This is a genomic window from Clostridioides sp. ZZV14-6150, from assembly GCF_020657875.1.
GTDB lineage: Bacteria > Bacillota > Clostridia > Peptostreptococcales > Peptostreptococcaceae > Clostridioides.
Genome location: NZ_JAGWDA010000018.1, coordinates 25,466 through 49,424 on the forward strand (window position 1 = coordinate 25,466; position 23,959 = coordinate 49,424).

General features: G+C 28.4%; 23 protein-coding genes. 1 reads left to right on the top strand and 22 read right to left on the bottom strand.

What is annotated here, in order from left to right:
* Window positions 1–67 precede the first annotated feature (67 nt).
* The 5 genes from KGF41_RS17475 to KGF41_RS17495 form a co-directional block, all read right to left on the bottom strand.
* On the bottom strand, window positions 68–823 hold the full coding sequence (locus KGF41_RS17475; RefSeq protein WP_227829972.1) for a sugar phosphate isomerase/epimerase family protein: 756 nt from the start codon (window positions 821–823) through the stop codon (window positions 68–70).
* A 9-nt stretch (window positions 824–832) separates the two neighbouring features.
* Window positions 833–1,369 carry a signal peptidase I gene (gene lepB, locus KGF41_RS17480; RefSeq protein WP_227829973.1) on the bottom strand — a complete coding sequence of 179 codons (537 nt, stop codon included), beginning with the start codon at window positions 1,367–1,369 and terminating at the stop codon, window positions 833–835.
* A gap of 213 nt (window positions 1,370–1,582) precedes the next feature.
* The gene (lepB, locus tag KGF41_RS17485; RefSeq protein ID WP_227829974.1) at window positions 1,583–2,119 is read right to left on the bottom strand and encodes a signal peptidase I; all 537 of its coding nucleotides are present in this window, start codon (window positions 2,117–2,119) and stop codon (window positions 1,583–1,585) included.
* A gap of 100 nt (window positions 2,120–2,219) precedes the next feature.
* Complete coding sequence (locus tag KGF41_RS17490; protein WP_227829975.1) at window positions 2,220–3,530, bottom strand: RsmF rRNA methyltransferase first C-terminal domain-containing protein; 1,311 nt, start codon at window positions 3,528–3,530, stop codon at window positions 2,220–2,222.
* Window positions 3,531–3,571: 41 nt separating this feature from the next.
* Entirely contained in the window at window positions 3,572–4,288 is a 717-nt protein-coding gene (locus KGF41_RS17495) for a PrsW family intramembrane metalloprotease (RefSeq protein WP_227829976.1), read from the bottom strand.
* A 304-nt stretch (window positions 4,289–4,592) separates the two neighbouring features.
* On the opposite strand from KGF41_RS17495, the gene sleC reads away from it, so the two are divergent.
* The gene (sleC, locus tag KGF41_RS17500) at window positions 4,593–5,864 is read left to right on the top strand and encodes a spore cortex-lytic germination protein SleC (protein ID WP_227829977.1); all 1,272 of its coding nucleotides are present in this window, start codon (window positions 4,593–4,595) and stop codon (window positions 5,862–5,864) included.
* A gap of 240 nt (window positions 5,865–6,104) precedes the next feature.
* Here sleC and KGF41_RS17505 read toward each other — a convergent pair whose 3' ends face one another.
* The 17 genes from KGF41_RS17505 to KGF41_RS17585 form a co-directional block, all read right to left on the bottom strand.
* Complete coding sequence (locus KGF41_RS17505; RefSeq protein WP_227857018.1) at window positions 6,105–6,761, bottom strand: hypothetical protein; 657 nt, start codon at window positions 6,759–6,761, stop codon at window positions 6,105–6,107.
* A gap of 368 nt (window positions 6,762–7,129) precedes the next feature.
* Window positions 7,130–7,705 (bottom strand): indolepyruvate oxidoreductase subunit beta, encoded by a 576-nt coding sequence (locus KGF41_RS17510; protein ID WP_227829979.1) that lies wholly within the window; start codon window positions 7,703–7,705, stop codon window positions 7,130–7,132.
* Complete coding sequence (gene iorA, locus KGF41_RS17515; RefSeq protein ID WP_227842756.1) at window positions 7,705–9,486, bottom strand: indolepyruvate ferredoxin oxidoreductase subunit alpha; 1,782 nt, start codon at window positions 9,484–9,486, stop codon at window positions 7,705–7,707. Before iorA ends, KGF41_RS17510 begins: the two co-directional genes overlap by 1 nt.
* A gap of 425 nt (window positions 9,487–9,911) precedes the next feature.
* On the bottom strand, window positions 9,912–10,307 hold the full coding sequence (locus KGF41_RS17520; RefSeq protein WP_227829981.1) for a hypothetical protein: 396 nt from the start codon (window positions 10,305–10,307) through the stop codon (window positions 9,912–9,914).
* 411 nt (window positions 10,308–10,718) lie between these two features.
* Window positions 10,719–11,135, bottom strand: coding sequence for a hypothetical protein (locus KGF41_RS17525; RefSeq protein WP_227829982.1), 417 nt, complete (start codon window positions 11,133–11,135; stop codon window positions 10,719–10,721).
* Between the two features lie 213 nt (window positions 11,136–11,348).
* On the bottom strand, window positions 11,349–12,671 hold the full coding sequence (locus KGF41_RS17530; protein ID WP_227829983.1) for a M56 family metallopeptidase: 1,323 nt from the start codon (window positions 12,669–12,671) through the stop codon (window positions 11,349–11,351).
* Between the two features lie 10 nt (window positions 12,672–12,681).
* Entirely contained in the window at window positions 12,682–13,041 is a 360-nt protein-coding gene (locus KGF41_RS17535; protein WP_227829984.1) for a BlaI/MecI/CopY family transcriptional regulator, read from the bottom strand.
* Window positions 13,042–13,245: 204 nt separating this feature from the next.
* Window positions 13,246–14,025 (bottom strand): DUF975 family protein, encoded by a 780-nt coding sequence (locus KGF41_RS17540; protein WP_227857019.1) that lies wholly within the window; start codon window positions 14,023–14,025, stop codon window positions 13,246–13,248.
* Between the two features lie 286 nt (window positions 14,026–14,311).
* Entirely contained in the window at window positions 14,312–14,923 is a 612-nt protein-coding gene (locus KGF41_RS17545; protein WP_227829986.1) for a hypothetical protein, read from the bottom strand.
* Window positions 14,924–15,015: 92 nt separating this feature from the next.
* Entirely contained in the window at window positions 15,016–16,005 is a 990-nt protein-coding gene (locus tag KGF41_RS17550) for an ornithine cyclodeaminase family protein (protein ID WP_227842758.1), read from the bottom strand.
* 107 nt (window positions 16,006–16,112) lie between these two features.
* Window positions 16,113–16,976 carry a DUF3298 and DUF4163 domain-containing protein gene (locus tag KGF41_RS17555; RefSeq protein ID WP_227829988.1) on the bottom strand — a complete coding sequence of 288 codons (864 nt, stop codon included), beginning with the start codon at window positions 16,974–16,976 and terminating at the stop codon, window positions 16,113–16,115.
* 119 nt (window positions 16,977–17,095) lie between these two features.
* Window positions 17,096–17,677 (bottom strand): CheB methylesterase domain-containing protein, encoded by a 582-nt coding sequence (locus KGF41_RS17560; RefSeq protein WP_227829989.1) that lies wholly within the window; start codon window positions 17,675–17,677, stop codon window positions 17,096–17,098.
* 39 nt (window positions 17,678–17,716) lie between these two features.
* Window positions 17,717–18,520 (bottom strand): CheR family methyltransferase, encoded by an 804-nt coding sequence (locus KGF41_RS17565; RefSeq protein ID WP_227829990.1) that lies wholly within the window; start codon window positions 18,518–18,520, stop codon window positions 17,717–17,719.
* 35 nt (window positions 18,521–18,555) lie between these two features.
* A complete protein-coding gene (locus tag KGF41_RS17570; protein WP_227829991.1) occupies window positions 18,556–18,996 on the bottom strand; it encodes a chemotaxis protein CheW in 441 nt (146 codons plus the stop codon).
* A gap of 12 nt (window positions 18,997–19,008) precedes the next feature.
* Window positions 19,009–21,135 carry a chemotaxis protein CheA gene (locus KGF41_RS17575; protein WP_227829992.1) on the bottom strand — a complete coding sequence of 709 codons (2,127 nt, stop codon included), beginning with the start codon at window positions 21,133–21,135 and terminating at the stop codon, window positions 19,009–19,011.
* A gap of 61 nt (window positions 21,136–21,196) precedes the next feature.
* Entirely contained in the window at window positions 21,197–22,900 is a 1,704-nt protein-coding gene (locus tag KGF41_RS17580; RefSeq protein ID WP_227857020.1) for a methyl-accepting chemotaxis protein, read from the bottom strand.
* Window positions 22,901–22,941: 41 nt separating this feature from the next.
* Window positions 22,942–23,901, bottom strand: a complete 960-nt coding sequence (locus KGF41_RS17585; RefSeq protein ID WP_227829994.1) for a diguanylate cyclase — start codon at window positions 23,899–23,901, stop codon at window positions 22,942–22,944.
* Between the last annotated feature and the right edge of the window lie 58 nt (window positions 23,902–23,959).

Sequence of the window (23,959 nt, forward strand, 5' to 3'; positions counted from 1 at the left end):
ATCTCCTTCCTTTTGATGAATATACATTTTAATCAACAAGGCATATCAACAAGATAAAGAGAGGTATTTAACCCTCTCCTACAATATGATTCAATTTACTTATAGTATCTTCAATGTCTTCATAATTTATTTCTAATACTAAATATTCTGCATCTAATTTTAAAACCTCTTTAACACTCTCTTCAGATAAAATACCTCTTCCTATACCAACATGTATATCATTGATACCATCATTATCACTTAAGTGTATCAATTTTATCTTATCTTTCAAGTTATTTAAATAATCATCCTCATCAATTAAACAGTGTCCAGTATCGTAACAAAAACAAATCTTAGAATTTTTAATCCTCTTAAATATATATTCAAAATCATAGGATATATTTCCAATATTTGAAAAATCGCCACCTTTTGAATAAGTATTCTCTATACAAATATATGAATCTGTATTTATCTTATTTAAAAAATCCACACTATTATCTAAATACTTGTCCCTATTCTTTTTAAGTCTATTTGTCATAATATAACCCAAATGAAGATTAAAGTACCTTATATCAAATCCTTTTAGCTCTAATTCTATCTTCTCAATAAAACTTATCCACGAAGCTCGTATATATTCTATATTTTCACAAGTGTTTAATTCCATAGGTAAGTGTATTCCTATAGACAACCCTAGTTTAGAAATTCTCTGCTTATATTTACATAACTCACTACATTCAGATATATTATCAATACCAATTTCCAAATGAGTTATTTCCTTTGTACTTTCACAAAGCTTTAAAGCATCTTCAATATTAAACAATAAAGATGCCACACCAACTGCCATACAAATCACCTACTCAAAAATACCTATTTGTGTAAAAGGAAACACTCTTACAATAACTTTTCCTTTAATATTCTGTTCATCCACTAATCCCACTTCTTTATACCTACTATCTAAACTTACTTCTCTATTATCTCCCATAGCAAATACTTTACCTTGAGGAATCACCATATCAATATCGCCTTCAGTATAATTATCATGTATATATGAAACTTCATTTAATAACTTACCATTTATATAAACCTTAGAATCTTTAATTTTTAAATGGTCACCTGGTACACCTATAACCCTTTTTACTAGCTCTTTTTTTCTTCCATTATCTTGTAACAAATCAGTCTTAAATATCATTATATCTCCACATTTTGGTTCTGATAATTTATATGTCATTCTATTTGCCACTAAGTAATCGTGTGGTTTAAGTGTTGGGTACATTGATTCTCCATTTACTAATGTTGGTTTTATAAAGCGAGTTATAATAAATGCCAAAAAAAGTGCAGTAATAATTATTTTTATCCACTCTACAATCTCTTCTTTAATAGTTTCATTCATTCACAAATTCTCCTTTATAGTTATATTATCTTTATTGATAATGCTACTTTTAAACACTATCTTTTAGATAAGTCTACTAAATAAGGTGTTGTCTATTTGTATATAAATTTTTTAGTAAATACTTTTATACAAATCATAATATAGACAACTATTGTGTATGGCCTGGTGATTTCAGTTAATCAGCGATTGCTCCAAATTTTATATTTATAATGTTTAGTCAATAGTCCCTATCTTAGAAAATGGATACAATCTGACTAGAACTTTTCCTAAAACGGTGTGCTCGTCGACCAATCCAACCTCATCGTATCTACTATCTAAACTTCTTTCTCTATTGTCTCCCATCGCAAATAATTTTCCTTCTGGAACTACAATATCAATATCTCCATCAGTACGATTATTATGTATATAGGAAGCCTCATCTAACAATTTATCATTTACATATACCTTGGAGTCTTTTATCTTTACATGGTCACCAGGAACCCCGATAACTCTTTTTACTAAATCTTTTTTCTTTCCATTTTCTTCTGTTAAGTCGGTTTTGAATACTATTATATCTTTGTATTTTGGCTCTCCTACTTTGTACGCAATTCTATTGACTATCAAATAATCGCGTTCTACAAGCGTAGGATACATTGATTCTCCTTTAACTATTGTTGGCACTATAAAACGCGTTATTGCAAATGCCAAAACAAGAGCTATGACAATCACTTTTATCCACTCTACAACTTCTTTTTTAACTGCTTCACCCACTAAAATCGTCTCCTCTGTGTTCAATATTAAGTCAATCTACAGCAAAACTAATCTACCATAAACTTACAATATAAATATTATACTTCTTTTTTCTAATAGTTTAAAATACTTTTCTAAGACCTTTAGGGTAATGATTCTTAATTACTCCAGCAGATTCTTTTCCCCAACCTAAAGGTATATCTTCAACCGAGACCAAAACCCACCCTCTACTTTCATTAGAATTTATAACATCCCCTTTTAAATATTTAAGAATTGATTCGCTTTGTACACTAAAGTTTTCAACGTTTTTTACATCTTCAACTTTTAAGTAATGAGATAATGCATGAGAAGGCTCAAATCTATTCTTCTTTAAAACCCCTAAATGCAAACCGTATCTCAATACTTTTAGTTTTTTTGTATCTGGATATATTTCAGGAAGTAGGTACAAGTTTTCCCCTCTTAAATAAAATTTATTTTTTTTATTGCTATAAAAATCAGTCTTTAAAAATTTCTTTTCAAACTCCCTATAATCCTTTATTTCTTTATCTAAATTTTTTATTTTTAATTCTTTTACATTACTTTCTTCTTCTTCTAATTTTTTTATCTTGGCTACAAAATGACCTTCTCCCTTTATTTTATGAGGCCATAGCCTTTCCATCTCAACAAGTTCTGCATGTGGATGTTCACTGATAAACTCATTTATAACATGTTCATTTTCCTCTTTTGAAAAAGTACATGTTGAGTAAATTAAAATACCATCTTTCTTTAACATTTTATATCCATCTCTTATAATCTCTTTTTGAATAGATTGGCATTCAAGTACTTTTGCATGACTCCAATCTAAGATGGCCACTTCATCTTTTCTAAACATTCCTTGACCAGAACAAGGTGCATCTATAATCACCTTATCAAAATACCCATTAAATGCCTTTCTTAAGCTATTAGAATCAGTATTTGTTATAATACAATTTCTTGCCCCAAATCGTTCTAAATTTTCTCCTAGAGCTTTAATTCTACTCGCATTAATCTCATTAGAAACCAATAAACCTGTGTTTTTTAATTTAGATAATATATATGTAGATTTGCCACCAGGTGCGGCACACATATCAAGTACCTTATCTCCTTCTTTAATATCTGCTTTTGGTATTACACTCATTGCAGAAGGCTCTTGCAAATAATATGCTCCAGACTCATGTAATGGATTTCTACCAGGTCTATTAATTTTATCATCATAATAAAAACCTTCATCTGCCCATGGTATCTGATATAAATCAAATAAATCTAAATTCAATAATTTTTCTTTGTCAATTTTTAATGTATTTATTCTAAGACCAGTAGTCTTTTCTTCATCATAACTTTTTATAAAATCATCATATTCATCTTGTAGTATTTCTCTAATATCTTCTAAAAATTCTTTTGGTAAATTTGCCAAATTTATAATCCCCCTTTTTATCTGCTTTGCTTGTTCGTCATTTATTTTCTTTTCTTTTTCTTTAAGTTTCCAAAAAACACTTTTTTAGAGTTATTCATATATTTTTCAAGTTTATCGAGATTTATCTTCCACAAAATTATTACATAAACTATAAATAATATAATAGCCCATCTATATTCTATCATCAATATAAAATCAAAAACTCCATGTAATAAAATCGGAATTAATACAGCCATAAATAAGTATTCACGTTTCTTACTTTCATTCCCCTCAAACTTATACTTAGAAATATAATATCCCATAGTAATAGCAAACATTACATGTGCTGGAATGGAGATAACTGCTCTATTAATACCAACCTGTAGTGCTAAATTTCTACTTTCAGAGAAAATATAAACTATATTTTCAATTGTTGCAAATCCTAAAGATAAAAATACAGAATAAATAATACCATCTAGTTTTTCAGTAAAATGCTTTTCTTTAATCAATGAAGGGATTAGTATTAAAGCTTTTACACCTTCTTCCACAAGACCTGCAACTATAAATGATACATATAATAATTCTGAATATCCTTCAAATACATTAAATTTCATTAATAGATTTTCTAAAAGAATAATTATAACACTTAAAAAAGCACCTATCATAAAAAATTTAATTAAATGGATTAACGGTTCTCTACAATATTTATCTTTAGATCTTATCCAAAACATACCTATTAATATAGGTACTACTGCCAATAAAAATAAATCCAGCTTCATAGGTAATTTTCCTTTCAAAGTTTTTAATTCATTTATGTTTTATAATTACTTCTTATTTTTAGTTTATTTGTGTTTTAAATATACACTTACTTTTAATTTATTTTTTTCTATATTTCTATTTTCTCTAAGCTTTTATTTTAAATTTTTCTACATTCAAATTTATATATCAAACTCTTTACCATTAAATAAGTTAAAAACACTCAAAAAAATTTAAATTTATATCTATATTATTTAACAAATCTCAAGCTATATTCATATCTTGAAATATAAGGGAACTAAATTCATTTAAAGAAAGGGTGATTTGATGCAAGATGGTTTCTTAACAGTAAGTATAATTGATGCTACTAACAATAGACCCATTCAAAATGCAACAGTAAACATATATTCAATGTCTAATGGTAGCCAAAGTTCATCAACTTTATACCAGAACCTAATAAGCAATGAATCTGGTCAAGTGACTGGATTAGTATTACCAGCACCAGATGTAGATTACTCTCTACAACCATCTGATGTTAGGCCTTATAGCCAGTATATAGTAGAAGCCATAGCAGATGGATATGAGACAGTTGTCATAGAAGGGACACAATTACTAGCTACAATTGAAGCTAGACAAGGAGTTCCCATGTTTCCTAGAACAAGAAGTAAGCGTTCCTTCTCAAGACAAAGTGAGTTGATTTTTGATATAGGAGAACATACTTTATATGGTACTTATCCTCCTAAAATTCCAGAAAGTAACTTAAAACCATTGCCACCACCTACTGGCTTCGTTGTATTAGATAACCCTGTAGTACCTGAATTTATAGTAGTTCATGATGGTCTGCCAGAAAATACATCAGCTGCAAATTATTGGATTCCATTTAAAGAGTACATTAAAAACATAGCTTCATCTGAAATATATTCAACTTGGCCTGAGCAGACAATTTATGCAAATGTAATAGCGATAATATCATTTACTTTAAATAGAGTCTTTACTGAATGGTATAGAAACAAAGGATATAATTTTACAATAACCTCATCAACAGCATATGATCATAAATTTATAAATAATAGAAACCTATTTGAACCAATTAATGTGGCTGTAGATGCTATATTTAATACATTTATAAAAAGACCTCCTACCGCAAGACAGCCATTATTAGCTCAATATTGTGATGGTCAAAAATCTCAATGTCCTGATCAAATGACTCAATGGGGTAGTAAAGACCTAGGTGACCAAGGATACGATTATGAGGCAATCCTAAGATATTTCTATGGAGATGAAATAGTATTTGAAAAAGCTCCTATCGTTAGTGGTGTACCAGTATCATTTCCTGGAACTACGCTACAAGTTGGTTCTTCTGGACAATATGTTAGAACTATACAAAATCAGTTAAATGCTATATCTAACTCTTATCCAGCTATTCCAAAGGTTAGAGAAGATGGTATATATGGAACAGATACAGAAAATGCCGTTAAAATATTCCAAGGAATTTTTGGTTTACCTCAAAGTGGAGTAGTAGATTTTAAAACATGGTATGAAATATCTAGGCTTTATGTAGCTACAACTAGAATAGCTTCTTTAAATCCTCTAATTTAGATTTTAACTTACTAACTTAACATAAAAAATGGCTGTTATAAACTAATACATGTTATAAGTTTTTTAACCTATAATCATAATAGTCCCAACAGCCATTTTTTGTAGTTATAACTTATTACTTTATAATTAAATGTGGGATTTTAAGCTTCTTAAAAACAGCAATCAATAATTTTAACTTAACAACTCTAACTTTATTAATAATATTAACTTAATAACTCTAACTTCATTAATAATATTAATTTAATTTGTAGCTTTAGATTTATTGGCTAATGCTAAAATTAATCCTAGAGCTATAGATGCAAAAGCAGAAGCAATTACTCTATATTCAGCAGGGAATAAGAATACAATTGTATGACATGGTATCCAGAAAAATGGTATAGTTTTCAAAACACTAAAACCAAGATAGGCATTCCAGTCTACAACATTTACTACATCTTTAAGAGCTACCTTAACGCCCTTTCCAACTTCGTATTTTTTATCTATAAGACAATCCATAACCTTATGGAATAAAAATATAGTCGGTGACATTAATATATTCATAGTTGCACTTTTAAATAGAGCATTTGCAAAAGCTATTCCTTCAAATGGAAGCATACCATCTACTTGTGCTTGCCCTACACCTGCTGAGTAAATTGACATAGCATATGTTGTAACTACACCTATAATTCCCCAAACTACAGCCCTGTAAAAAATTCCTACTGGTATTTTCCAGTCTTTATGCAAAATTCTAGCACCAAGTAAGTCTCCCATTGTTGCTAACACAGCAAACTTGAAAAAACCTCCAATATATGGATGTGCACCTGTTGCTTCCATAAATACCACTCTACTACTTGGTATCACTAAAATAGCAATAAGACAAATAAGAACTCCACTCCATATAAAATCGCCTTTTTTCATATTATAAATACTATTTAATAATCTAAATAGCTCTCCTTCCTTTCAAGTATTTATTTTATTGTTATCTCTATATAAATATATTTATTAAATATTGCTTATTTAGGTATTCATTTTCCATATTTAAATTAATAAAATTTCGTTTTTAAATAACTATCTCAGTAAATAGCTATTGCATTAAATAACTATTACATATAATTTTATTTTATAATTATTTTTTAACCCTTTATATATTATATTTTTAATTAATCTTTCCTAATCCCTTGTGTATTATATCTATAATTAATCTTTCCTAACCTTTTGTATATTATATATAATTATTTTTTCTAACTCTTTATATAATATAGTTTTTTATCTGTAATTTTTATTTTCTAAACATTCATTCCTTCTCTTAAAGCTTTTATATTAATTTCTATAAATTTAGGCTTAACCTGTTGTGACACTATCTTTTCCCAATCTATGTCATTTTCTAGCTGTAAAGCCTTAATCAATGCTCCTAAAAGTACTACATTCATAACCTTCTCATTTCCAAGACCTCTGGCAATATCAACTGCCTTTATCACTGTTACATCCACTTTTTCTTTAATATCGTCTATTATATTTTCAGGATAATCCACTCTTCCTGTTAAAATTGGTGCTGAAGGCATTTCATAATCATTTACTACTAATTTACCATCAGGTTTAAGGAAATCAAGATATCTTAAAGCCTCCATAGTCTCAAATGAAACTAATACATCAACATCTCCTTTTCCAAGTATAGGAGAATGTACTTTTTCTCCATATCTAACTTGTGTTGTTACGCTTCCACCCCTTTGAGCCATACCATGAACTTCCGACATCTTAACATCATATCCAGCATCTATAAGCCCTGCAGAAAGTATTTTACTTGCTAAAACAGTACCTTGACCTCCTACTCCTGATAACAATACATTTTTAACCTTTTTCATTATTTTTCACCAACCTTTTTTATAGCATTTACTGGACATACTTGTGCACATACTTTACAACCTACACATTGAGCTTGATTTATACTTGATTTCTTTTTAGATTTATCAAATCTCAAAGCAGGACATCCCGTTGTAAGACATTTCTTACATCCAATACACTTCTCATCATCTACGCTACAAATTGATGGTGTAAGGTCAAATCTTTTCTTATCATCTTCTGTAAATTTTTTTAATGCACATGGCCATCTAGTGATTATTACTGAAGGTTCATCAATTGACAAAGCCCAATTTAACGCTTCTTTAACTTCATTCAACATGTTAGGATTAACTATTTTTACGTTTTTACAACCCAAAGCTTTTACTATAGTCTCAATGTCCATCATTTCAGTAACATCACCTTGTAATGAAAATCCAGTTCCAGGATTTTCTTGATGACCAGTCATTCCAGTAATTCTATTATCAAGAATACATGTTACAGTATTACTTTTGTTGTAGATTATATCTATTAGACCATTTATTCCTGTATGGAAGAATGTTGAATCTCCTATTGTAGATATAGTTCTCATGTTAATATTATTTTTAGTAAATATCTTTTGTGCTCCATGAGCTACACCTGGCCCTCCTCCCATACATATACAAGTATCTTTAGCATTTAAAGGCTCTGCTCCTCCTAAACCATAACATCCTATATCTCCACTTATAAGTACATTTTTAACCTTTCCTAGTTCATAGAAAAATCCTCTGTGTGGACATCCTGCACATAATGTTGGAGGCCTACCAACTATTTTTTCTTGGCTATATTCTATTAGTTTTCTTTTTTCTCCTAAAATTGATTGCGCTATAATATCTGGATTTAACTCACCTATATTAGGTATCTTTTCTTTTCCAATACATGGTATGTTATTTTCTTTAAGATGTTCTTCTATATAAGGTTCTAATTCTTCAATTACATAAACAGTTTCTACTTGTTCTGCAAAATCTCTTATCTTCTTTGTTGGAAGAGGATATGTAAATCCTAATTTTAAATATGATACAGTATCTCCAAACACATCTTTAGCATACTCATAAGAAGCTCCTGAAGTTATCACGCCTATTTTCTTATCATTCCATTCTATAAAGTTTAAGTCAGTTTCATTAGAAAACTCTTCAAGCTTTTTTAATCTATCTTCAAGTTTAATTCTCAATGCTCTTGAAGTTGCCGGAATAGCATCAAACTTAGAAAGATTTCTTTCATATTTTTTTACAACTGTTTCTTCTTTTTCTCCTAACTCGACAAGTCCTTTACTATGACATATTCTCGTCACCATTCTAAATAAAACTGTTGTATCATATTTTTCACTTATCTCAACAGCAGCCTTTATCATATCCTTGCATTCTTGGCTGTTACTTGGTTCTATCATAGCTATCTTTGCAAATTTAGCATAATGTCTATTATCTTGTTCGTTTTGTGATGAGTGCATTCCAGGGTCATCTCCAGATACAATAATCATCGCACCATTTACTCCCATATATGCATATGTAAATATTGGGTCTGCAGCAACATTTACTCCAACATGCTTCATAGCTGCGATAGCCCTACCTCCTGCAATAGACGCTCCTATTGCTGACTCTACTGCTACTTTCTCATTTGGTGCCCACTCTGCAATTATGTCATCTTTATATAGTGCTATATTTTCCAATATTTCAGTACTTGGTGTTCCTGGATAAGCAGCTGCATAAGATATACCTGCTTCATAAGCACCACGTGCTACTGCCTCATTTCCTGTAAGCAATTGTTTCATGCCTTTCCCCTCCTTAGAAATAATACCTTTTTGATAACTTAGTGTATTTGTTAGTGATACATTTTAGAAGCTATCAACTATATATTTATTATCAATAAAGTTTAAATATTGATAGTAAATAATACTATGAATCCATAAATTTATAATATTGTTCTTATTTTATTTACTAAGCAATTGTCATGCCAATAACCTCAGTTTTTTAAAACCAGCTTTTAAAATACCCATTTGGATATTTTCTTTAAATTTTAATGAATCTAATAACTAGCATTTAACTTTCTTTAGAATTTTCATAATATTTTCAATATTATTTCAAACAAAAAAAAGTAATGTTAACATTTCTTAACATACATTAAAAAAAGTTAACATTACAAGCTGAATTAATACTTCTTACTTTGACTAAATTTACTTTTGTATCATTTAATTATTTAACGACCATAGAAACCTATCAATCCATTTCCATTATCTATTCTCATAGGTTTCATAATCTTTAAACCTTCATTTTTTATCTTTTCTAAATCTTTTTCCATACTCTTAATTGTATTTTCAAGGTCTTGTGAACTTAAATCTTTAACTTGTGTGGTGTCTTTAGCATATGCTTTTAACTCTTCAATACGCTTAGCATACTCTTCATAAGTGTAATACTCAACTCCATATTTTTCTAAGTCAGCAGGCTCAGTTATTCCTGATTTTATTAGAGAATCAAACTTCTCTAATGTAATATTAGATACATCACTACTTTCATCAGCAAATACTGCTCCTGTTCCTCCTAATACTATAGCAGATGCCATCATTGTACTTATAAGGGATTTTTTTATTTTCATAACTCATCTTCCTTTCTTAGAGATTTATTTGGGTAGTGTAGTTTCTAATGACTATTACAATAGTTATAAACCACACCTTTAGACTATCATAATAGTCACTTTTATATCAAGTATTTCTATAAAGTTTTTTAGTAAAAATCCCTATTCTAAATAAAAAAAGTAATGTTAACATTTCTTAATACATATAAAAAATGTTAACATTACAAATTGGGTTTAATACTTTTACTTTGACTAGATTTACTTTTATATTATTTAATTTGTTTATTTTTTACTTCTCTATCTTCATGTAGACTTTAAGTCTTTTGTTATTGTTTATTTATTGCTTTTTTTATTCTTGTTTGCTATGTTTAATTACGCTTATTTAGTTTTTTAACTACTTTTGATACTTATCACTAAAAAACTTAATATTAATTATTCAGCTATATCAGCTCTAGATAAAGAAACTGCCAATTGAGTTCCATCTTCATTATCTATTACGATAGGTTTCATAATCTTTAAGCCTTCAGTTTTTATCTTTTCTAAATCTTTTTCCATAGTCTTAATTGTATCTTCAAGGTCTTTTGAACTTACATCTTTAACTGCTGAAGGGTCTTTAGCATATGCTTTTAACTCTTCAATATGCTTAGCATACTCTTCATAAGTATAATACTCAACTCCATGTTTTTCTAAGTCAGCAGGCTCAGTTACCCCTGATTCTACTAGAGATTTAAACTTGGATAACTCAATATTAGATACATCGTCATTTCCACTTGCAAATACTGCTCCTGTTCCTCCTAGTACCATAGCAGATACCATCATTGCACTTATAAGGGATTTTTTTATTTTCATAACTCATCTTCCTTTCTTAGAGATTTATTTGGGTAGTGTAGTTCATAGCGACTACTGCAATAGTTATTAACTACACTTTCAGACTATCACAATAGTCATTACTGTGTCAAGTATTTCTATAAAATTTTTTAATAAAAAATACTATCTCAAAATAAATTTAATTATTTTAAGATAGTATCCCTAATTCTCAATCCATCTTTATTTGTCATATACCTAGTTACTTTCAGAAGCTTTATATTGCACTTTATTATTTGTTAAAGTCTTCATACTTTTTGTTACAGATATATTCTTAGAAACATTATCAACTGGTACAACTGAATACTTTAACACATCAGAATATACTTCTTCGCCATCAACCTTTGAACTAATTTTCTGATTTTTATATGTTTCTGATGTACTTAAGTCAATACTTCCATTACTTTCATCTGATAACCCTATAGAAGTATTTGTGCTACTTATCTTAGATTCTATTTTTAATGGCTGACCTCCTATTGAAAAGTCATTTTCATTACTTTGCTCACTTTCCATTAGATTAAAAGATTCAACTTCATCAATTTCTTTATTCCCAGTTGCGAAAACAACACTAGTTCCACAAATTAACACAGCTGAAACCAAAAAAGTAATATAGGTTGATTTTTTAAACTTCATAACATTGACTATTCTTTCTTCTATCTTTGTCTTTCCAAATCCATTATAAAGTGTCATTGGAAATGTATTATGTTCCTCTGCCAAACTTATAAGTGCAGTTGCATAATCAGCTCTATATTCTTCACCAACTATACTCATTACCTTTTCATCACAACTAAATTCTATATCTTTATTTAATAAAAAAAGCATTACCCAAACTAAAGGATTAAACCAATGAATAGCAAGGGCTACAAGCATAAAAAACTTCAACATATTGTCAAACCTATTAATATGAACTAATTCATGAGTTAAAACAAAGTTTAAAGTTTGGTCATTACTATAGTCCATTTGTTTTGGCAAAATGATATTTGGTTTTAAAATACCAGTCGTAAGTGGTGTTTTAGTAAATTCAGATATACAAACAAAAAATTTTCTAAGACGCCTATTATCATATGCCCACTTTTTGATAAATTCATGATTTTTTATATGTATCGAAGTTTTAAAAAGATTAATCGTCCTGATATACTTAAAGCATAAAAACATAATAAAAATAATAGAAATTCCAAACGTTAAAATACTTGAGATTTCAAATGCTGTAAAATTCTCAAGATTAAATAAAGCCTTAGACTCTCCAAAATTATTCTTGCTTATAAAATTATTATTTTTCTTAATTGAATAATTTACAGCTGATGTATTTCCCAATTGGGCATCAAAATTTGACTCAATAATGCTATAAATACTAAAACTAGAGTTTAAACTTACTGGTACTAAAAGTTTAAACAGAACAACTAGCCATAATAATACAAATACCTTTTTAGGCAATTTTTTAAACAAACATGCTCTTATAAAAATAACAATTAAAATTAAAACTCCAGAAGTAACACTCATTTCTAATAATTTAGTGAACATTAATCTTACCTCACTTTAATTTCTCAACAATCTGTTTAAGTTTTGTAATCTCATCACTTGAGAGATTTTCTTTATTAATAAAAGCTGAAAGAAATTTTTCTGAAGACCCTCCAAACATTTTATTAATTAAGCTTTCTGTTTCATGCTTTTGAACTTCTTCTTTGCTTATTAAAGGTTTACAAACAAAGTTTGGTTCAATTCTTTCTATTGCACCTTTTGATACTAATTTTTTTATAACTGTATACGTAGTGTTTCTATTCCATCCTGTCTCTTCCTTTAAAATTTTTACTAATTCCCCTGCCTTACTTTCTCCTATCTCCCATAGAACTTCCATCACTTTAAGTTCTGAATCAAATAATTTTATTTCCATATAAAATCGCTCCTCAAATATGGTTATCACAATAGTCAATATTATAATTAAAAACTATCACAGTAGTCTATGTGATGTCAACCATTTATTTTTTTAATAACAAAAACTGTCCTTTAAAGAAATAGTTCTTGTAAAAGACAGTCTTGTCATTCTTATACTTTAATATCTAAATAAAGCTTTATTTTATTTAACTATAAAACTATCTTAATACATAGAATAAGATTTTTCCTTATCTAGCAATATATCTTCTACATCTGGATTATCTTTTAATAATTCTCTATAGAAATTACAATTAGTAACTCCTATATATGGAATTAACCATAACAAACCTATTCCTAAAGTGAATATAGTCAATATATACCATCCTATAAAGCTAAGATTTAATATAAATAGTTTAAGTACATTTCCCTTCATCATATCTAAACTAGCACCCATTGCTTTAAATACACCCAGATTATCTTTGTCTTCACATATTAAAAAAGCAGCTTGAGAAATGTATAATAGCAATATATAAACTGGCAACATCAACACAATTACTATAATAACTAGAGTTATAGCAGTAGAAATTACAGTTCCTACTCCAACGTTATTACTTGATAGATATTCAATTGCTCCACTAGTAAGTAAAACTCCAAATGATAAAAATGCTCCTATAATTGTAATTATAAAAGAATAAATATAAACAGCAATTGATTCTAATATATAAAGTCCAAAACTTCTTAAATAAATTCTTCCATTTACGAAGATATCTACCATCTTGACTTTTTTATCTTTAGTAATCTTTAAAAACATGCATGTAAATCCTGCTGCAACTAAAAAACCTATTATAGCTACTATGATAGTAGTTAAAGGCTCAAAAGGTAATCCTATAAATGATATAACTAATATCAACGCAATATATATTGCCATATTAATTGCACATATTCCCCAGTTTCCAGATAACTGAGCTTTTGATACTCTTTTTAATTCTTTCCTTGATAACATAAAAACACCCCTTTCATTTTATATAAAAAATCTCCCTAAAAGCATATAAATAAACTTTTATCATATAATATAATATTAATATATCATATTTTCGACTATATAACATACAATTGTTCACCATGTTTTATCAAGATATAACATAATTGTATTGAAAGTTTTATATAGTCAAAACTGCCAAGTATATCAAACAAATTTGAAAGGTAGTGTTCAATAAATAATAAAATAAACTATCTTCCAAACAGTTTATTATATGTTTAAAAGATAGTTTTAGTGTCTTTAAAATAAATTAAATTGTATATATTCCTTCACATAATTTTTGTATATTGCTAGGTGGTTGCCATTTACCATCTTTTTTAGTATATGTAATTGAAGTTGTAACATCCTTAGTTGGCTTTTTGTTGTAAAGGTCGATAATCATTTTTGCCATATCGTCTTGAACTTCTTTTTCTGCTTTGTTGTAATTATTTTTATCAGTTACATATGATTTTACTAAATCATTTGCCTCAGACATTACTTTACTAGTATCCAATGCTTTACTTACAACTTTTAGAGTTATCTTATCCTTACTAGAAGAATCTACTGTTACTGTCTTTTCAACACCTTGTATTAATTTAACAATTGTGCTGTATATCTTTTCAGCATTCTCTTTTCCATAAAGAGGTGTTAATTGATTAAGCATTGAAACTTTATCTACGTTGTTATAAGTTTGAATTCGTTTATATTCAGCTTCTGTCAAAGCTTCAGAAATACCTTTTTCATCGTATTTATACATTTCTAGTGCTGCTAAATTAGCTTCAAAATTCGATTTTACTTTTTCTTCTGCATTAGAACAGCCTATAGTTAGAACTAAAACTAAAGCCATAATAGCAGATAAGATTAATTTTTTTACCATTTTCATACAAATATCCTCCCTCAGTTAATTGAATAAAAAAATTTATTTATTGATATTATAGCATAATTTTGTCTAATTATAACTTTATTTTGAAAATTTTACCACTTCCAGTCTGTTCCAATCCCTCTATCTTTTGCTTTATCATATATTCTTTTTGCTGTTACGACATCTTGTACACCTATTCCGACACTTTTAAACACAATTATTTCATCATCATTTTCTCTTCCAGAAATAGTTCCGTTTATAACATTTCCTAAATCACCACTAAAATCAGCTTTACTTATTTTACCTTCTTCTAAAGGAATTAATATATCTCCTGATTCTGATAAAACTGCATCTGTTGATTCAAAAAATATCTTAGATGCTCTAATTAAACAAGTTGGGCACATCTCTTGCATATCTGGTAAGTATGAACCTACAGCACTTACTAATGCTCCCTTTTTCACTAAATTTCCATCAAATACTGGTTTTTTTGATGTAGTTGCTAAAACTATTACATCAGCATTATCTATGGCTTCATCAGATGACTCAACTGCAACTATTTTAGTGTTATATTTGCTTAGCTTTAAGTTCATCTCTTTTGCAAATTTTTCTCTACTTTCTTTATTTCTACTGAAAACTCTTACTTCATCTAAATTTCTAGCTTCTAACATAGCCTCAAGTTGTGACTCACCTTGTCCTCCTAAGCCTATTAAAGCCCCTATCTTAGAATCTTTTTTAGCCAAAACATCTATAGCTGCACCAGATGCTGCACCAGTACGAACTTGAGTTATATAAGTACCATCTAAAGCAGCACATACTTCTCCAGTTTCGCCATCTAATAATAATACTGTTGCTGGAATTACTGGTTTGCCTTTTTGAGCATTTTTAGGGAATACAGATACAATTTTTATTCCTGCACACCCTAAGTCCTCTACATATCCTGGCATAAATAACATACTAGCATCCTGACTTGGAACTGGTATATTAGTTCTCAAAGGAGTTACACTTTTCCCTTCGCAATAAATTTTAAAAGCTTCTTTATCAGCCTCAATTGCATCTCTCATAGTAAATACTTTTTTTATGTCATCTTTTTTTAAAAGTAGCATTTTACATACCCCCAATTTTAATAAGTTTCTATGCTAGATATTATAACATAACATTTTAATACAAATTCTATTTCATATTAAATAAATATATTTCATATTAAACAATCCTATTTCATATTAAACAAATCTACATACTCCGATTTTAACATGTAGCTTATTAGTTTTTTATTTATTGAAAATTCTGGTATTCCCGCTGCATATGGAGTTATATCGTATAAATCAAAATATATAACTAAGTTATCATCTTGCAAATAAAAATTTTGATTTTCTTTTATCCCCTTAAAATTATATATTCCTACATTTTCTTTATCTTTCTTTTCCAAATCAGTTATTTGTTGTTTAATTTCCTCATCTATAACTTCTTTATATTTAGCATTATCTTTAAATAAGTCCATTAATTCTAAAAACTTACCTGTTCTCATATCTACATTATAAGCTATATCTTGATAATATCCATGTGCTCCACCACTATAAGTATAATATCTTACCTTTATACTAAGAGTAGAATCAGTATTCTTTTTAAGTTCAAAGTCTACATTTGCAACAAATTTATTTTCTTCATCAGGATTATCTTTAAGGTATTGTTTTGCCTCTTTATACGATTTGTTATAAAATTCAAATATATCATTTTTTATTCTATCATTTGTAGACCTTTCAACAATCTTATTTGAATTTGTTATTATAGGCATATTTATAGTGCTTTCTATATATTCATCATTTTTCACTATTGTTTTACTTCCTATTGTACTTACTGATAAAGTTTGTTTACTATTTGTAATATCTTTTGGCAATGATTGATTGCTCATAACGCTTACAGCTTCTTTATCTTTATTTAGATTAAGTAAAGCATCTTTCCCTAAATTATTATATCTATAGTCATGTTTAATTACTAAAACAGCTATTATAGTCAAGGATAAAACAAACACATATCTTAAAACTCTAGCTTTCGTATTTACTTTAAAAAATTTCATCTTATCATTTTCCTCCTAAATATAAATCTCTCTTATTATATTTGGAGTTTCTAGGGTTTTTTATCCATATATTTTAATAAAAGATTAATTTTTATTTATAAAAATTAATCTTTTGCTTTTCAAATATTAAGATGACTTATCAGACAACTTGAAATTTTATCAAGTGGTAATTGGATTACAACAGAACCTCTATCAAACGCTATCATTGGCATTCCGTATACAATGCAAGAATTTTTATCTTGCCCAATTGTAAATGAACCTTTTTCTCTCATTTTCAAAAGTCCAGTTGCTCCATCTGAACCCATTCCTGTAAGTATTATCCCTATTGAGTTTTTACCTGCTACTTGTGCTACTGAGTCAAACAAAACATCTACAGATGGACAATGTCCACTTATTCTTTTACCTTCTTCACAAGTTACATAATACCCATCTTTATCTAAATGTAATTTCATTTGATATCCACCAGGTGCAATAAGTACATTTCCTTGCTCTACTCTATCATTATTTTTAGCTTCTCTTACATTCATAATACACTGCTTATCAAGTCGTTGTGCATACATCTCAGTAAATATAGCTGGCATATGTTGAGCCACAACAACCCCTGGTGTAGATTTTGGTAAGTCTTTTATAATCTCAAGTATTGCTTCTGTACCACCTATAGATGCGCCTATAGCAATGACCATGTTATTAATATTTTCCACATTACCGCCCCCACAAAATCATATACCCAAAATATTCTTCTATTTTTTATAAACAGCAGGTTTTACATAGTTGTATTCTGTATTTCTTCTATTTACTATCTCTGCATGACCTACAAATAAAAAGCCATCTTTTTTAGTTACATCATAAAATTTACTTATAAGCTCTTCTTTTGTTTTTAAATCGAAATAAATCATAACATTTCTACAAAAAATCAAATCAAAAAATTGATGTGAGAAATCTTCAATTAAATTGAATGTTTTAAAAAATACACTTTTTCTAATCTTATCACAAACTTTAAATGTACCATCTTTATTATCTATGAAGTATTTCTTCTTCCATAATTTTGGAACATTATCAACATTTGCTTCTGTGTATATAGCTCTTTTAGCTTTTTCAAGTGAATTCATTGAAATATCTGTGGCTATAATTTTAATATTCCACAAATCTTTCTTACTTCCAAAATAATCATCTAAAATCATAGCTATTGAATATGCTTCTTCTCCGCTGGAGCAACCTGCACTCCATATATTTAAGTTTCTGAGTTTATTATTTTCTTCCCAAAAAGGAAGTACATTATTATACATATACTCAAAATGCTGATGTTCTCTCATAAAAAATGTATGATTTGTGCTCAACCTATTTATTAAGTTTATAGCTTCATTTCCTGTCTTATCCTTAAATAATAGGTTCATATATTGACTAAAAGAACTAAACTTTCTCTCTCGCATTGTATTATATAGTCGTCCTTCAATTAATACCCTTTTTTTGCTTAAATCAATTCCATACTCTTTTTTTATATAGTTTACAAGAATTTTAAATTCTTCATCAGTAAGTTTTATCATACAAAAACTTCCTCCTGCTAATTTGTCAAATCTAATTACATGCTGCCAATTAGAAACTTTCGAATATCTAAAATTAGTATAGAATTATCTCCAACTTTTACAATCTCTTTTATAACTTTATTTATATTTACGTTGTTAGAAATAGTTGTCTCTAGTAAGTTTAAGTTATCTATAAGAACAACATCAACAATTTTATCTACAATAATTCCAACTTGATACTCATCAATTTTTATAATTATTATACATGTTCTCTCATTATAATCAACTTCAGGAAGATTGTATCTAATATGCATATCAATAACTGGTATAATTCTTCCTCTCAAATTAATAACTCCATTTATATAATTTGGAAGACGTGGTACATATGTTATTGGTTGAAACCTTATAGTCTCAATTACATTTTCTAATTCTATTCCATAAATAACATCATTAACATAAAATGTTAATACTTGTTTTATAATCTCATCTGTAGACATACTTTAAATCCCCTAATATATTTCCATAATGTTATCTGCATCTATAATCAGACTTATACTTCCATCACCAAGTATTGTGCATCCTGAAAAACCATTGTTTTTCATATTAAACCTGTTAAAATAAACTGGAAATGGCTTTACTACAACCTGTTGAGTTCCTATTATTTCATCCACAAAAATACATACTGCTTTATGCTCATTTTCTATGATTATCATATTCCCATTTACTAATTCAGTTATATCTGTATGAATATCATATATTTTATGTAATCTTATAATAGGAATACATGCTCCATATATTGTAATTAATTCTGTTTTACTGCCATCTTTAATTACTTGGCTTAAATCTGCAAGTTTAAATGTACTTCTTATTGATGATATTGGCAAAGTAAACATCGAATTTCCAACTTTGAACTCCATACCTTCTACTATAGAAAGTGTCAGTGGTATTTTTATAGTAAATGTTGTTCCTTCATCTTTTGTACTTTTTACACCAATTGAACCGCCGACTTTTTCAATACTTTTACGAACAATATCCATCCCTACTCCTCTACCAGAAAATTCAGTTATAGATTCCTTTGTAGAAAATCCTGGAGTCATAATTAAAGAATTAATTTCATCATCAGTATATTCATTAATTTGATGTTTAAGAAGACCTTGTTCTTTAGCTTTTTCCAAAATCTTATCTTTCATGAGGCCTCTCCCATCATCTGAAATACTTATGACAGCTTCTCCACCTAAATTTTCAGCAGATAAAATTATAGTTCCTATTTCTTTTTTACCTTTAGATATACGTTCAGCAGCAGGCTCTATTGCATGGTCCATAGCATTCCTTATAATATGCATAAATGGTTCTGCTAAATTATCCATTACATTTTTATCTACTTCTGTTTCATTTCCTATAGTTATTAGTTCAACATTTTTTTCTAATTTTTTATTCATATCTCGTACAATTCTATGCATTTTTTGAAATACGCCTGCAATTTTAACCATACGCATTGACATTACTATATCCTGCAATTCATCTGTAAGCTTATGTAATTGTCTTGTTGCTTTATTGAAATTATCTATATCAACACCTTTAGAATCTACACTATTTACAACCATTGATTCCATAATTACAATTTCTCCAACTATATTTTGAAGCAAATCTAGTTTTTCTAAATTTACAGTCATAATATTTTGTTTACTTATTGGCAGATGCTCATTTTCTTCAATTAAACCATCTTGCTCTAAATCAATTTCCTCATTTAAAACACTTTCTTGTAATTCACTTTTTTCTTTTACAAAATTATTTTCATCTTTGGAATTTATCTCCAAATTAGTTTTTAACTTTTTCGCCAACATATTATCCTGTTTTTCACTTGTATATATATCATCTTTATCAACATTTGAATACTCTTTTACATATAGATTATCTTTTATTGTTTTATAAATTATGTTCTTATCATCTTTATCGATAAATTGTATATAAAATCCATATTTTTTAATATATTCTGCTGTATCCGTATTTTTTTCTACATCCTCAGGATAAAATGCTAAAAATTCACAGTAATCTTGCAATTCAAATGTAAGCATAAAGGCTCTTACATTTTCCATCATACAATCTTGTTCAAAAACTATTTTAACTATGTCTGAGCCTTCTTTATATGAAAAATTTAAATTAGTTATTTCTTTTTCGTATGTGTCTTCTAAGTTCAACTTATCTTGTAAATTTGTAGAACTTGATAGTTCTAGAGTACTTACATAATCTTCAATATCTTTTATAAAGCTAGAGCAATCAGAAGTTATACAATCTCCTGATTGTAGTTTCCCAACATCAGATTTTATAAAATCTAATGCTTGAAAAACTAAATCAAACAATAAATCATTATCTATAATCTCTATTTTTCTTTCACGTATAATATAAAATAGGTCTTCTACACTGTGTGCTAAAGCAGACATATTGTCTAGACCCATCATAGAAGCTGAGCCTTTTATTGTATGCATAATTCTAAAAGTTTCATTAATATTACTGTTGCTAAATACTCTTTCTTTTTCTGTCTGAATCATAATTTCATCTAATTGCTCGAGTAATAGACTTGTCTCAAAGATAAACATATCTAACATTGGTCTCATACTTGGTTCAATATAATTCATATTTATCACCTACAGTCGACAAATAAATTTCTATTTTTCATTATATATAATATTCTATAATCTAAATCCACGATGATTTTCTTATCTCACTTTCTTTTAGATGAAATTTTTCTACTAATTCTTTTAAAATTTGCGCCTGAGCAGACATTTCTTCTGAAGCTGCAGCACTTTCCTCTGCTGTTGCAGAGTTCATTTGAACTACTATTGAAATTTGCTCTATTCCAGATAAAATCTGTGTAATTGCTATCTCTTGACTATGTACAGATGAAGAAATTCCATTAATATAATTAGTAGTTTTTTCTACATCATTTACAACTAAGTCTAATGCTTTTGCAGTTTCTTCTGCAATTTTGACACCATTTTCCACTGTTTTAATAGCTTCTTCTATAAGAATTGCTGTGTTTTGAGCTGCTTTAGCACTTTTTCCAGCCAAAGACCTAACTTCATCTGCAACAACTGCAAATCCTCTACCATATTGACCTGCTCTTGCTGCTTCAACAGCTGCGTTTAATGCAAGAATATTAGTTTGAAAAGCTATCTCATCTATAGTTTTGATTATCTTTGATATTTCATTTGATTTTTCACTTATTTCCCCCATTGATGTCATCATATCATCCATACATCTACTTCCAAAACCAACTTGTAGTGCTGATTGGTCAGATACTTCACATGCAAGACTAGCACTATCTGCACATTGCTTAATTCCATCAGATATTTCATTAATTGTAGAGGCTAATTCTTCTACTGAACTAGCTTGTTCAGTAGCACCCTGTGAAAGAGCTTGTGCGCCTGCTGATACTTGTTCTGATGCACTTGCAACTTGCTCAGCTGATAGATTTATTTCATAGAAATCATCATTAAAAGAATTTATTATACTTTCTAATGATATTTTGATTGATTTAAAATCTCCTATAAATTCTTGTTCTATGTCTATTCTTAAATCCCCTTTTGCGATACTAGTCAATGTACTATCTATAAGGTCTATATAATTTAACAACATATCTTGCATCTTTTTAACAGAACTTACTAACATTCCTATTTCAGATTTACTTTCTTCAACATCTATGCTTGTTCTTAAATCACCAGATGCAATTCTTGAAAAGTGTTTTTCTACTTTATTAATAGGAATTACTATCTTTAGTTTTATTACTGTATATTCTATCATTGTTAATATGATTAATAGTGAGAGTATAAATATCGTTCTTAGTATCAAACTTTGTAATTCTTTTTTGACTTCCACAATTTCAGCATTTGAACGAGTAACTACATCCTCTTGAAATTCATCTATTAAAGAATCCATTTTTTCTTGAGATTCTACATATTCCCTACTAAAAATTATGCTTTGAGCTAAGCTCTTGTCATTACTTTCAACTGCATTTATAGCACTTTGTTCTTTTGGTACCAAAGAATCAGATATCTCTTTAGCTTCCAAAATTTTATTTGACTCAGTCTTTGTAAGACCAATTTTTTCAAGTTTATTTAAAGCGGATTCTCTTGTTTTTCCATATAGCTCTTTTTCATAGACATCCTTATTCTTTTTTTCACCTGTAAAAACGTATCTTCTTAACATGTCACAAACTTCTCCAGTTGTGTCTTTTATATACTGACTTTGATTTCTCAAATTGTTCATGTCATTGATACTTTTTTCCACTTTCTCAAATGCTCTATAAGATGAAATTGAAGAAAAAATTCCTGCCATAACGGCTAGTACTATAATAATTAGCAATACTATTGCCAATTTGGAAAGCTTTACTTCTCTTTTCATATCTATACTCCTTTATAAAGTAAGTTTATCAAGATATCAATCTATATCTTCTGTAGTCCATTCATTGTACTTACTACACTGCAATCTTTTCCTAGATTTTTACCCTCATACATTGCCTTATCTGCTAGGGATATATTTTCTTCTAATGATATAGTTGAGTTTACCTCTACTACTCCTAATGTAATAGTACATTTTATTTCATTTCCTTTATAGTTAAATTCAAATTCCTTTATTTCTTTGCGAATTCTCTCTGAAAGCATTTTTGCTCCTTCTATTGAAGTATTAGTGAGCATTATCAAAAATTCTTCTCCACCCCATCTTGATACAGTATCAATTTGTCTACAATTCTTTTTAATTATACTTGAGATTACTGTTAGCACAAAATCTCCTGCTTCATGACCATAAGTATCATTAATAACTTTAAAATCGTCAATATCTCCAAGAATAAGAGACACTGTTTCATGACTATATCTATTAATTTTTCTTTGTTCCATAAGCTGATTAATTATATGACGTCTATTATAAAGACCTGTAAGATAATCTCTTACAACTAATCTATTTAATTTTTCAAGAGAAGATTCCAGCTCATCATTTATTTTTCTTAATTTATCTTTAGATTTTTTAACTTCAATGTGAGCCATAACACGAGCTTTTAGTTCTGTCATACTAAAAGGTTTTACCATATAGTCTATCGCTCCTACTCCAAAACCCTTTACTATATCTGTGTCTGTATTTTTTGAAGTTATAAAAACTATAGGTATGTCTTCTGTACGAATATTAGATTTCATTTCTCTACATAATTCAAATCCAGAGTTGTCTGGTAAAATTATATCAAGCAGAATAATATCTGGTGTAAACTCTTTAATACACTCTTTTGCTTCTATTGCATTAAAGGCTTTTATGACTTTAAAATTATCTTTTGTAAGTGTTTTATCTATTAAATCGCACATTAGAACACTATCATCAACGACTAAAATTGTTCCTTGTTGCTTATTTTCCATATCCAAACCTCTCTTAAACATAATATATTCAAATTCTTATAATTTAAAATTCTTATAC